This is a genomic window from Emcibacter sp. (assembly GCF_048269205.1).
Taxonomy (GTDB): Bacteria; Pseudomonadota; Alphaproteobacteria; order Sphingomonadales; family Emcibacteraceae; genus Emcibacter.
On the sequence record NZ_JBLXJC010000004.1, the window covers coordinates 47,234 to 60,170 of the forward strand.

The window sequence follows — 12,937 nt, forward strand, 5'->3', positions numbered from 1 at the left end:
AATGCAAAAAAAAGAAAAAATTGCTGTCGTCCTGTTTAATCTGGGGGGGCCGGACAGTCTGGAAGCGGTAAAGCCCTTCCTGTTTAATCTTTTTAACGATCCGGCCATTATTACGGTACCCAATCCGCTGCGCTGGTGTCTGGCCAAATTCATATCTGCCCGCCGGGCGCCGTTCGCCCGCAATATATACCGGGAAATCGGCAACAAGTCCCCTCTTCTTGAGCAAACAGAGGCTCAGACCCGGGCGCTTGAGGAGAAGCTTAATCAGTCCGGAACCGGCGATTACGGCTGCTTCATCGCCATGCGTTACTGGCATCCTTTTTCCGATGAAACTGTTTCGAAAGTGAAACAATTTAACCCTGACCGGATTGTATTGCTGCCGCTCTATCCGCAATATTCTGTAACCACCACGGGGTCGTCCCTGATTGACTGGACAAAAAAGGCAAAAGCCGCGGATCTTGCCGTGCCAACAGTGATGATCCGGGAATACCCTCGGGACGAAAAATTTATCCAGGCTCATGCGACCCTGATCCGGGAAGCTCTGGTGGACATTTCCAGTCCCGGCGATTACCGGCTGCTTTTTTCCGCCCATGGCCTGCCGAAAAAGGTAATCGAGTCCGGTGACCCCTACCAGGCCCAGGTGGAACAGACCTGTGCGGCCATTATTGAAAAGCTGGGCGATACTGGACTGGAGTATGTGACCTGCTATCAGAGCCGGGTCGGTCCGCTGGAATGGATCGGTCCCAGTACGGAAGACGAGATTGACCGGGCTGGCGAGGATGGGAAGAATTTGATCATCGTGCCGGTAGCCTTTGTCTCTGAACATTCGGAGACCCTGGTTGAGCTGGATATTGAATATCGGGAGTTTGCCGAAAAAGCCGGCGTGAAAGACTATATTCGGGTGCCGGCGCTGCAGTGCCAGCCGGACTTTATCGAAAGTCTTGCCGGTCTTGTGTTGAAAACAGCGGGATAAAAGAGGGGGAGAGACAGATGGTTGATTTTCTACAGGATTATTATGAATGGTTTCTGGTCCTTCATATTATTTCCGTGATTTCCTGGATGGCCGGCATGTTTTATCTGCCGCGGCTGTTTGTCTATCACTGTCAGGTACAGACCGGGTCAGAGACCTCCGAGCTTTTCAAGGTGATGGAGCGCAAGCTGCTGAGATTCATCATCAATCCGGCCATGGTGGCGTCCTGGATTTTTGGTCTGGCGCTGGCTTTTGGAATGGATCGCTGGAGCGAGCCCTGGTTTCACGCCAAATTCCTTCTGGTGCTTCTGATGAGTGGTTTTCACGGGTTTCTGAGCCGCTGGCGGAAACAGTTTGAACGGGATGAAAATAGCCATACCGAAGGTTTTTACCGCAAGATGAACGAGGTGCCGACGGTTCTGATGATCCTGATCGTGTTCCTCGTGATTATGCGGCCGTTCTGAAAAATCCGGCAGGAATCGCCTTTTCCTTGACAAATTGAGGAGGATCGGCCAGAAAACGCCTTCACTTGTTGTTTTTTTTAGGTTATCCTCTGTACATTCCAAAAAAAGAACAATCGGAAATCTGTCTAATATTTCTCTCCATCATTGTCGACGCGTGCCTGACAGGAAGCGCTGTTGCTATTTACAGGTAATCACTTTTATTCGTTCTGAATAATCCCAATTTCCCGGACATCATCATGAATCTTCTAGACCTTAAGAAAAAATCACCTGCAGACCTTTTGTCCATGGCGGAAGAGCTGGAAATCGAAAATGCCAGCAACATGCGCAAGCAGGATATGATGTTTGCCATCCTCAAGGCCTTGGCCGAAAAAGGTGAGACCATCAGCGGTGGCGGTGTAATCGAGGTTTTGCAGGACGGTTTCGGATTTCTGCGGTCGCCGGAAGCGAACTATCTGCCCGGACCCGATGATATTTATGTCTCCCCCAGCCAGATCCGCCGCTTTGCCCTGCGCACCGGAGACAGTGTGGAAGGCCAGATAAGGGCCCCGAAGGAGGGTGAGCGTTATTTTGCCCTCCTGAAAGTGGACAAAATCAATTTCGAGGACCCGGAAAAAAGCCGTCACAAGATCAACTTTGATAGCCTGACCCCGCTGTATCCTGATGAAAAATTCAAGCTGGATATGGAAGATCCGACTGTTACCGACAAGTCCTCCAGGGTCATTGACCTGGTTGCACCTATCGGTAAGGGCCAGCGTTGTCTTATTGTGGCGCCGCCGCGGACCGGTAAAACCGTTTTGCTGCAGAATGTCGCCCATGCCATCACCGCCAACCATCCGGAAGTCTATCTGATTGTACTTCTGATTGACGAGCGCCCGGAAGAGGTGACCGACATGCAGCGGTCAGTGAAGGGTGAAGTGATCAGCTCTACCTTTGACGAGCCGGCCAGCCGTCACGTCCAGGTGGCTGAAATGGTTATCGAGAAGGCGAAGCGCCTGGTGGAACATAAAAAGGATGTGGTAATTTTGCTCGACAGTATCACCCGTCTCGCCCGCGCCTATAACACCGTGGTCCCCAGCTCAGGCAAGGTGCTGACCGGTGGTGTTGATGCCAACGCCCTGCAGCGCCCGAAACGTTTCTTTGGTGCCGCCCGCAATATCGAAGAAGGCGGATCGCTCAGCATTATCGCCACTTCCCTGATTGAAACCGGCAGCCGCATGGATGAAGTGATCTTCGAGGAATTCAAAGGCACCGGCAACAGCGAGATTGTGCTTGATCGCAAAGTCAGCGACAAACGTATCTTCCCGGCCATGGACATTACAAAATCCGGCACCAGGAAAGAAGAACTGCTTCTCGACAAGGGAACCTTGTCAAAAATGTGGGTGCTTCGTCGTATTCTCATGCCCATGGGGTCGGTGGATGCCATCGAATTCCTGCTTGGCAAGTTGAAGGAAACCAAGAACAACGAGGAATTCTTCGAAAGCATGAATAACTAGAAATAGAAAAGCTTCTGAAAGGCCCCCTTTTTCAAAGGGGGCTTTTTTTTGTCTGGTGAATATGAGTAGAGATAAATATCCGTATACTTTTCTTATGGTCTTTCCTATAGTTCCGGAAAACCAAAGGGGATAAAATGTGACGGAAGAAACCGCCCGCGAACCAAGTCTGCTGGATGCCATAATTCCGGTCTTTTTTCTTATTGCGCTTCTGACCACGTCGGTTCTGCTGTACAGGGACAATTCCTCTTACGGCCCGAACCAGATCGCCCTGATCCTGGCCGGTGGCGTGGCATTGCTGATCGGCTGGAAAAACGGTGTTTCCTGGCGGACCATGGAGCAGGCTATCTCCCGGGGGATCGGAAATACCGTGGGCGCATTGCTGATCCTGCTGATGGTCGGGGGCCTGATCGGGACCTGGATTCTCGCCGGCACCGTTCCTGCCATGATCTACTATGGCCTGCAGGTAATTAACCCGTCGGTGTTTTATTTTACCGCCTGTATATTGTGTGCCATCACTTCCATCAGTATCGGGTCGAGCTGGACCACGGCAAGCACCATCGGAATCGGTCTGATCGGGATTTCATCCGGTCTTGGCCTGTCCGTGGAGATTACAGCCGGGGCCATTATCAGTGGTGCCTATTTCGGCGACAAGATGTCGCCGTTGTCCGATACGACAAATCTTGCTCCGGCCGTAACAGGTACCGATCTTTTCACCCATATCCGGCATATGATGTGGACGACCGGTCCGGCGATTGTGATTTCCCTGATTCTTTTTCTGATTATTGGTCTCGGGCAGGAACCGGTTCAGGGGGATATTTCCATTGAGGGACGTTTGCTGATCCTGGATGAGAATTTCTCCATCGGTCCGCATTTGTTTTTACCGATGGCTGTTGTCTTTTTCCTGGCCTACAGAAAGTATCCCGCCTTTCCGATCCTCCTGTTCGGGACAATCCTGGGCGCGGTTATGGCTCTCATTTTTCAGCAGCAGACCATCCTGCGGTTTGTGGGTGATACCGGGATGTGGGATGGAATATCCCTGTTCAAGGGGGTATGGACAGCCATGTTTGACGGCTATAGTTCCGTCACAGGGAATGAAGAACTGGATGAATTGCTGAGCCGCGGCGGAATGGCCAATATGCTGAATACCATCTGGCTTATCATGTGTGCCATTACCTTTGGCTCCATCATGGAAAAACTGGGTATGCTTCGTAAGCTTGTGGTTGGTGTTCTGGGGTTGGCGAAAAGTACAGGCTCCTTGATCCTGGTTACAGCGCTGACCTGTATCGGCATCAATATTGTCGCCATGGATCAGTATATTGCTATCGTATTGCCTGGCCGAATGTACAGAATCGAGTTCGAGCGGCGGAAACTGGCGGCCAAGAATTTAAGCCGGATATTGGAGGATACGGCGACAGTCACGTCCGTATTGGTACCGTGGAATACCTGTGGGGCCTTTATGTCCGCTACCCTGGGCGTGATGACATTTGCTTATGCGCCCTATTGTTTTTTCAATCTGATAAGTCCTGTTATTTCAGTGATTTACGGGTATACAAACTTTAAAATAGCGCCTCTGGAAGATGAGAAAGCGGTAGTTGAACCGGCTTAAACCGGTTTGTGGAGAGTACTAATATATCTAATAGATATATAAAAATAATTGGCATTTCCCCGAAATGTCTGCTTATATGACTTATACGATCCGCCGGGCGCTATATTTTTCGTCCGGTGATAAATTTTAAGCTTTTCAGAGAACGACCATGAAAATATCCATAGATATCGACTGCACCCCGAAGGAAGCCCGGCAGTTTCTTGGATTGCCCGATCTGGAGCCCATCCAGCAGGCTTTCATGACTGAACTTCAGGAAAAGATGACCAGCGGCCTGTCTCCTGAAGACATGGAAAAGATGTTCAATATGTGGGTTGCGCCCAGTCTCAACATGGCCGGACAGGGGCTCGAGACTTTCCAGAATATTTTCTGGAATACCGGCGGGAAAACCTCGGGCAAATAAACAAGACAAGATATGACAATCTATGCACTTTCCAGCGGCAAGGGACGAGCCGGTGTGGCGGTTATTCGTCTTTCCGGACCAAAGGCTGCCGAGGTTTTGCTGGAACTTTCCGGGCTGGAAAGCCTTCCTTCTTCACGTGAAGCGAAACTGACCTGGTTCCGGGACCCGGAAGATGGCGTGCGCCTGGATCAGGGGCTTGTTCTCTATTTCAGGGCGCCAAGCAGTTTCACCGGGGAGGATGTTGCCGAGTTTCATATTCACGGGGGGCGGGCCGTTGTTGCGGGGTTTCTCGAAGCTTTGTCAAAATTCGATGGTGTGAGACCTGCCGAGCCGGGTGAATTCACGCGCCGGGCTTTTGACAATGGCAAGATGGATCTAACAGCGACAGAAGGTCTTGCCGATCTGCTGAATGCGGAAACGGAGGCCCAGCGTCGCCAGGCCCTGCGGCAGATGGATGGTCAGCTTGGCCGCCTCTATGAAGGCTGGAGGAAAGAGATTATTTCCGCCATGGCCTATATGGAAGCGGATATTGATTTTGCCGATGAGGAAATTCCCGAAGATGTGACGGAACGGGTGCGCCCGATTGTTTCCGCACTTCACGTGAAAATATCCGAACATCTGCAGGACGGTCACCGGGGGGAACGGATCAGGGACGGGCTTCAGGTGGTTATCCTTGGTGAACCAAATGTGGGAAAGTCTTCCCTGATGAATTTTCTGTCCCGGCGGGACGTGGCCATTGTATCCGATATCGAGGGGACAACCCGGGACGTGCTGGAAGTACATCTGGATATCAGGGGATTTCCGGTCACGATTGTTGATACGGCCGGCCTTCGTGAAAGCGGGGACGTTATCGAGGCAGAGGGAATCCGTCGTGCCAAAACCCGGGCGGAAGATTCAGACATCCGCATTGTCATGATCGAAGCAGGTCAATGGCCGCAGCCTGGCGAGACGGTGGCCTCCCTTATTAATGAGGACAGTTTGGTCCTGTTGAATAAATGCGATCTTTTGTCTTCTTCTTTTTCAGCTGTGGAGATGAAAGGCTTCAAGCGAAAAAATATATACCCCATTTCAATTCAGTCCGGTATCGGTCTGGATCATTTCATGAAGGGGCTGGAAAGGGAAGTGGAAAAGCGCATGGACCTTGCAGAGGCGCCAAGCCTGACCCGGACCCGCCATAGAAAAGCCTTAAAAGAGTCGCAGGATCATTTGCAGAGATTTCTCGACCATCCGGGTGCGGATCTGGAGCTTTTGGCTGAAGATCTTCGCCTGTCAGCCCGGGCCCTGGGCAGAATTACAGGCGTTGTCGATGTGGAGGATATCCTTGATGTCGTCTTCTCCGAATTCTGTATTGGTAAATAGACTTCTAATATATTGCGGAAAACAAGGACACTTTCGGGTCATTAATGAATTGCTCGGGACCTGTGTTTCACGTGGAACATTTCATACCCGGTATAAAGCCCGGAAAAGGCCCTCCGAAAGACCGTGAATTTTCTCCATAATCAGGTATGATCTTCTTTGACATCCCGAAGGTGACTGAGTAAAGTCGCCGACTTATCAGGATGGCTGAAAACACTCAAGAGATTTTTTGATGTTCCACTATGATGTGATTGTGATTGGCGGGGGACATGCCGGCTGCGAAGCAGCCGCGGCATCGGCGCGTCTGGGGGCGAAAACGCTCCTGCTCACACATAAAGTGGAAACAATCGGTGAAATGTCCTGTAATCCTGCCATTGGTGGTTTGGGAAAAGGTCATCTGGTACGGGAAATTGATGCCCTGGACGGCGTTATGGGTCGTGTGGCGGATGCGGCAGGTATTCAGTTCCGTATGTTGAACCGTCGCAAGGGACCCGCCGTTCGCGGCCCAAGAACCCAGGCCGACCGCAAACTCTACCGGAACGCCATGCAGGATCTCATCCTGAATTATGAAAATCTCGAGGTTCTGGCAGCCTCGGCGGAAGACCTGATGATCGCCGACGGCCCGGATGGAAAGCCGCAGGTACAGGGTGTGATCATTGCAGACGGGCGGGAAATAAGGTCCGGTCGCGTGGTTTTGACCACTGGAACCTTCCTGCGCGGCATGATTCACATTGGCGATCAGCAAACCCCTGCCGGCCGGGTTGGCGAGGCCCCTTCCCTCGGACTGTCCGGTACACTGATGAAAATTGGCTTTGACCTGGGGCGCCTGAAAACCGGCACCCCGGCCCGCCTGAACGGTGAAACCATCAACTGGTCCGCTTGTGAAGTTCAGAAGGGGGATGATCCCCAGACCCCCTTTTCTTTCCTGACCAAAGAAATAACCGTACCGCAGATAGACTGCCATATCACCAACACCACAGAGCAGACGCACAGGATTATCCGGGATAATCTGCACCGATCCGCCATGTATAGCGGCAATATCGAGGGAACAGGTCCCCGCTATTGTCCGTCTATCGAGGATAAGGTTGTCCGTTTTGCCGATAAAAGCTCGCATCAGATCTTTCTTGAGCCTGAGGGACTGGACGATGACACGGTTTATCCCAACGGGATTTCCACCTCGTTGCCTGTTGATGTACAGGATGCCTATATAAGAAGTATTCCCGGTCTTGAAAATGTGGAAATCCTGCAACCGGGCTATGCCATTGAATATGATTTCGTCGATCCCCGTGAACTACTGGCCACGCTGGAAACCAAGAAAGCGCAGGGCCTCTATTTTGCCGGGCAGATCAATGGTACTACCGGATATGAGGAAGCAGCGGCCCAGGGGCTGATGGCCGGGATCAATGCGGCCCGGGCTGCCGGCGCATCGGAAGCTTTCTATCTTGATCGGGCAGATGCCTATATCGGGGTGATGATCGACGATCTGGTGACCAAGGGAACCCGGGAACCCTACCGCATGTTTACTTCCCGTGCGGAATATCGCCTGAAACTGAGAGCCGACAATGCGGATCAGCGCCTCACGCCTCTCGGGGAACAGATTGGCGCTATCTCTTCGGAAAGAAGCAGGGTTTTTGGTGAAAAGCGGGAAAGCCTGGCAAAATACCGGAATATGGCCGCTGAACTGAAGATCACCCCAAATGAAGCAGAAAAGTTCGGCCTGAAGATTAACAAGGATGGTGTGCCGCGGTCAGCCATGACCCTGCTGTCTTATCCGGATATCAACTTGTCTCGGCTTGTGGAAATATGGCCGGAGCTTGGGGATATTTCCCCGGAAATAGCGGAGCAGCTGGAAATTGATGCCACCTACAGCGGCTATCTGGAGCGCCAGGAAGCGGATATTCTCGCTTTCCGCAAGGACGAGAACCTGTTGTTGCCCATCGATCTTGCCTATGACCACATTGACGGCCTGTCCAACGAGATCCGGGAAAAGCTGAAACAGGCCCGCCCGGCGACACTGGGCGCGGCGGGGCGCATTTCAGGTGTCACCCCGGCCGCCCTGACCACACTGCTGCGTTATGTTAAAAGAAAAGAAAACAGGGTATCCGCTTAAGATGAATTTCGGCTCGGACGACTTTTTTCTCGACATCAATGTTCCACGTGAAACCCGGGAAAAGCTGGAAATCTATGCGGATTTGCTGGAAAAATGGCAGAAACGCATCAATCTGGTCAGCCCTACGACCATAAAGGATAAGTGGCAGCGCCACTTTCTTGATTCCGCCCAGATCATGGAAATCTTACCGCCCGGGCGGAAAGGTGATCTGAAAATTCTGGATATTGGTAGTGGAGCGGGATTTCCGGGACTGGTTCTTGCCCTTCTGGGGACCGGGGAAGTCCATCTGGTGGAAAGCAACAATAAGAAATGTACCTTTATGAACCAGGTAATCCGGGAAACCGGGGCAAAAGCAGCTGTTCATTGTTGCCGGATAGAGGAACTGGCACCGTTTCCTGTTGATTTTATATCGTCCCGGGCCCTGGCGACCATAGACAAATTGCTGCAACTGTCGGGCCGGTTTCTTTCGGATGATACCGTTTGTCTCTTTCCCAAAGGGAAGATCTGGCGGGAGGAACTGGCTGATGCAGAAAAAAACTGGCAATTTGATGTAGAAAAATTCACAAGCAGGACTGAAGAATCTGGTATGATCCTCAGGCTAGGCAATATAAGGCCCCGCGGCTGATAAAAGAGCAGGAACAGGAATAAATGTCCACAAACTTATCCACAGACCGGAAGAAGCCTGAAATTATCGCCATCGCCAACCAGAAAGGCGGGGTGGGGAAGACCACAACCACGATTAATCTGGCAACGGCGCTTGCCGCAGCCCGGAAAAATATCCTGATCATCGATCTGGATCCCCAGGGCAATGCCAGTACAGGGGTTGGTCGCGACAGGGACAGCCGGGACATCACCAGCTATGACATTATGATGGAAGAGGCCACATTCGCCGAGGCCATCGAGAAAACCTCTATCCCGAGACTGTCTCTCGTTTCTTCTACCATTGACCTGACGGGTGCGGAACTGGAACTTGTGGACCAGGCGCAACGAACCTACAGGCTGAGGAATGCGCTTCGCGATCCGGCTGTGAAAGAGTTTGACTATATTCTTATTGATTGTCCGCCGTCCCTGAACCTGCTGACCCTGAATGCCCTGTCGGCTGCCGACTCCGTCATTGTGCCCCTGCAGTGTGAGTTTTTCGCGCTGGAAGGTTTGAGCCTTCTGCTCAGGACCATTGAAACCGTCCAGGCCAACTTTAATCCCAGGCTGAGAATAGAGGGTGTCGTCCTGACCATGTATGACGGCCGCAATAACCTCTCCAGCCAGGTGGCTCATGATGTAAGGAGCTATCTCGGCGACAAGGTGTTCAAGACCGTGATTCCCCGGAATGTCCGGATTTCAGAGGCACCGTCCCACGGCAAACCGGCGCTGTTGTATGATCACAAATGTACTGGAAGCCAGGCCTATATCCGTCTGGCAACGGAACTTCTCCGACGCGAGAAGAACTCTCGTGCAGCCAAATTAATATAATAAAAACAAAGACTTAATAGATATGACCGAAGAAGAGAAAGCAAAATCAAAAGGCCAGAGCAAGGGTCAGAATAAAGGTTTGGGCAAGGGACTCTCTGCCCTTCTCGGCTCCACCGACAAGGAATATTCCGCTGTTGAAAAAGGGGAAAACGCACCGGGCCGTCCGGATCGCGAACTGCCGATCGAGTTTCTGAAGGCGAATGCCTATCAGCCGCGAAAGTTTTTCGATGAGGAAAAGGCCCGGGATCTGGTGGAGTCCATCAGGGAAAAGGGTATTTTGCAGCCAATCCTGGTGCGCCCCAAAGGGCCGGAAGAATACGAGATTATTGCCGGTGAGCGCCGCTGGCGGGCAGCACAGGTGGCCGGCCTGCACAAGGTGCCGGCCATTGTCCGGGAGCTGACCGACGGGGAAGCCCTGGAAATTGCCATCATCGAAAACGTCCAGCGCCATGACCTGACCCCTATTGAGGAGGCCCAGGGCTATCAGCGCCTGATTGATGAATTCGGCCACACCCAGGAAAAGCTGGGCAAGATTGTCGGCAAAAGCCGCAGTCATATTGCCAATATCCTGAGGCTTCTGGTGCTGCCGGAAAAAGTCCGCGATATGCTGATGGACGGTTTGCTGAGCATGGGCCACGCCCGGGCCCTGATCACGGCGGAAGAGCCCGAGAGGCTGGCCATTCGCATCATCGAGGAAGGATTGAGCGTGCGTCAGGCGGAACAAATCGCCAAGGAGGCGAAATCCCCGCAAAAGCCGCTGGAAACAAAATCGGCTGTTCCACGTGGATCAAAGGACGCGGATACAATGGCGCTGGAAAATGATCTCAGCGAATCCCTGGGTCTCAGGGTCCAGATTGATTTTCAGGGCGAAAAGGGTGGCGAAGTCAAAATCCAGTATAAAACCCTTGAACAGCTGGATGATATTTGCCAAAGACTATCGGGAAGAGATGAATTCTGAGAGATTTCCGGGCAAAATAGTCCGGTTTTCCGCCCATATCTTAAAAAACAGACCAATTTGGTCTGATTTCCATTGACATTCACCGCCAATATCGCCATCTAAAAGATACCAAATTGGTATGGATTGGTGGTTGATGCCCGGATAGGCCAATATCCGGTGTGTCAGACGGGATTTTAAAATGATCAAACTCTCTAACCTGGCAGACTACGCCGTGGTTTTGATGAGCCACATCGCGCTGCGAGCTGAGCATATTCATCCGGCGACGGAAATCGCCGGTGAGACAGGCATACCTGCGCCAACGGTGAGCAAGATCCTCGGCATGCTGGTCAGGGCCGACCTGCTGGCATCGCACCGGGGACTGAACGGCGGGTTCAGCCTGAGAGGCGATGCGGACGACATTACCATTGCGGATATTATCGAAGCCGTAGACGGTCCCGTCCAGCTGACAAACTGCCTTGATGTGGACGATGTCTGCTGTGATTACCAGGCGTCCTGCGGCACCCGCGGTCAGTGGCACAAAATTAACCAGGCGGTGAAAGGGGCACTGAACAGTGTCCGGCTTTCCGAGATGCTCGGCGCCGTTCCCGATTTCGTCGGCAGTGACCGGAAAAACCGGTCTGCTGCGAAAAATGTAAACTAGAGCTGGAGTCCTTTATGACTGCAACCGAAGAAGCCCGCAAAACCGTCGAAGATGTGTCGGGCGACTATAAATACGGATTTTACACGGACATTGAATCGGTCAAGGCCGCGAAAGGCCTGAACGAGGACATCGTCCGCTTTATCTCCGCCAAGAAAGAGGAGCCCGAGTGGCTTCTCGACTGGCGGCTGAAGGCCTTCGCCATGTGGCAGAAGATGGAAGAACCGGATTGGGCTTTGGTGAACTATCCGGAAATCGATTTCCAGGACATTTATTATTATTCCGCTCCGAAATCCCAGAATGACCGGCCGAAAAGCCTGGACGAGGTGGATCCTGAACTTCTTCGTACCTATGAGAAACTGGGAATTTCCCTGAAAGAACAGGAAGTTCTGGCCGGTGTCGCGGTCGATGTGGTGTTTGACAGTGTGTCCGTGGCCACAACCTTCCGTGAAAAGCTGAAGGAAGCCGGGGTGATTTTCTGTTCTATTTCAGAGGCGGCCCGGGATTATCCCGAACTGATGAAAAAATATCTCGGCACCGTGGTGCCTGTGCATGACAACTTCTATGCCACGCTCAATAGTGCGGTCTTCAGCGACGGCACCTTTGTTTACATCCCCAAAGGGGTACGCTGCCCCATGGAGCTGAGCACCTATTTCCGGATCAACGAAGCCAACACGGGTCAGTTTGAACGGACCCTGATCATTGCCGATGAAGGATCCTACGTTTCCTATCTGGAGGGTTGTACGGCCCCCATGCGGGATGAAAACCAGCTTCATGCGGCCGTGGTGGAACTGATTGCCCTGGACGATGCGGAAATCAAATATTCCACCGTGCAGAACTGGTATCCCGGCGACAAGAATGGCAAGGGCGGGATCTATAACTTTGTGACCAAGCGCGGCGCCTGCCGCGGTAAAAATTCGAAAATCAGCTGGACCCAGGTGGAAACCGGCTCCGCCGTGACCTGGAAATACCCGAGCTGTATCCTGCAGGGTGACAATTCGGTCGGGGAATTCTATTCCGTGGCCATCACCAATAATTATCAGCAGGCCGATACGGGTACCAAGATGATCCATATCGGCAAGAACACGAAAAGCACCATCATTTCCAAAGGTATATCCGCCGGAAAGGCTCAGCAGACCTATCGCGGCCTGGTGCGGGTGACGGGTACGGCCGAAAATGCCCGTAACTTCACCCAGTGTGACAGCCTCCTGATCGGTGACCGCTGCGGCGCCCATACGGTGCCCTATATCGAGGCTCAGAACCCGACAGCCCAGCTGGAACATGAGGCTACCACCTCGAAAATCAGTGACGACCAGATGTTCTATTGCCAGCAGCGCGGCCTGGACCCGGAAGAATCCGTGGCCCTGATCGTGAATGGCTTCTGCAAGGATGTCATGCAACAGCTGCCCATGGAATTTGCCGTGGAGGCCCAGAAGCTACTGGGCATCAGTCTCGAAGGCAGTGTTGGCTAAG

At 52.5% G+C, this 12,937-nt stretch carries 12 protein-coding genes; all 12 read left to right on the forward strand.

Going from position 1 to position 12,937, the window contains the following annotated elements:
* Position 1 precedes the first annotated feature (1 nt).
* Positions 2–973, forward strand: a complete 972-nt coding sequence (gene hemH, locus ACN0YD_RS14025; RefSeq protein WP_417320838.1) for a ferrochelatase — start codon at positions 2–4, stop codon at positions 971–973.
* A 17-nt stretch (positions 974–990) separates the two neighbouring features.
* Positions 991–1,434 (forward strand): protoporphyrinogen oxidase HemJ, encoded by a 444-nt coding sequence (gene hemJ, locus ACN0YD_RS14030; RefSeq protein WP_417320840.1) that lies wholly within the window; start codon positions 991–993, stop codon positions 1,432–1,434.
* Positions 1,435–1,670: 236 nt separating this feature from the next.
* Positions 1,671–2,927 (forward strand): transcription termination factor Rho, encoded by a 1,257-nt coding sequence (gene rho / locus ACN0YD_RS14035; RefSeq protein ID WP_417320842.1) that lies wholly within the window; start codon positions 1,671–1,673, stop codon positions 2,925–2,927.
* 136 nt (positions 2,928–3,063) lie between these two features.
* Positions 3,064–4,533 carry a Na+/H+ antiporter NhaC gene (gene nhaC, locus ACN0YD_RS14040; protein ID WP_417320844.1) on the forward strand — a complete coding sequence of 490 codons (1,470 nt, stop codon included), beginning with the start codon at positions 3,064–3,066 and terminating at the stop codon, positions 4,531–4,533.
* Between the two features lie 148 nt (positions 4,534–4,681).
* Entirely contained in the window at positions 4,682–4,933 is a 252-nt protein-coding gene (locus ACN0YD_RS14045; RefSeq protein ID WP_417320846.1) for a DUF6489 family protein, read from the forward strand.
* Positions 4,934–4,945: 12 nt separating this feature from the next.
* Positions 4,946–6,292, forward strand: coding sequence for a tRNA uridine-5-carboxymethylaminomethyl(34) synthesis GTPase MnmE (gene mnmE, locus ACN0YD_RS14050; protein ID WP_417320848.1), 1,347 nt, complete (start codon positions 4,946–4,948; stop codon positions 6,290–6,292).
* A 229-nt stretch (positions 6,293–6,521) separates the two neighbouring features.
* Positions 6,522–8,399, forward strand: a complete 1,878-nt coding sequence (mnmG, locus tag ACN0YD_RS14055; RefSeq protein WP_417320850.1) for a tRNA uridine-5-carboxymethylaminomethyl(34) synthesis enzyme MnmG — start codon at positions 6,522–6,524, stop codon at positions 8,397–8,399.
* A gap of 1 nt (position 8,400) precedes the next feature.
* Positions 8,401–9,024, forward strand: coding sequence for a 16S rRNA (guanine(527)-N(7))-methyltransferase RsmG (gene rsmG, locus ACN0YD_RS14060; RefSeq protein WP_417320852.1), 624 nt, complete (start codon positions 8,401–8,403; stop codon positions 9,022–9,024).
* A 23-nt stretch (positions 9,025–9,047) separates the two neighbouring features.
* Positions 9,048–9,869: a ParA family protein gene (locus ACN0YD_RS14065; RefSeq protein ID WP_417320854.1), complete on the forward strand. Its 822-nt coding sequence runs from the start codon at positions 9,048–9,050 to the stop codon at positions 9,867–9,869.
* 22 nt (positions 9,870–9,891) lie between these two features.
* On the forward strand, positions 9,892–10,827 hold the full coding sequence (locus ACN0YD_RS14070) for a ParB/RepB/Spo0J family partition protein (RefSeq protein WP_417320856.1): 936 nt from the start codon (positions 9,892–9,894) through the stop codon (positions 10,825–10,827).
* Positions 10,828–11,005: 178 nt separating this feature from the next.
* Positions 11,006–11,467: an SUF system Fe-S cluster assembly regulator gene (locus ACN0YD_RS14075; RefSeq protein WP_417320858.1), complete on the forward strand. Its 462-nt coding sequence runs from the start codon at positions 11,006–11,008 to the stop codon at positions 11,465–11,467.
* A gap of 14 nt (positions 11,468–11,481) precedes the next feature.
* The gene (gene sufB / locus ACN0YD_RS14080) at positions 11,482–12,936 is read left to right on the forward strand and encodes a Fe-S cluster assembly protein SufB (protein ID WP_417320860.1); all 1,455 of its coding nucleotides are present in this window, start codon (positions 11,482–11,484) and stop codon (positions 12,934–12,936) included.
* The last annotated feature ends 1 nt before the right edge of the window (position 12,937 follow it).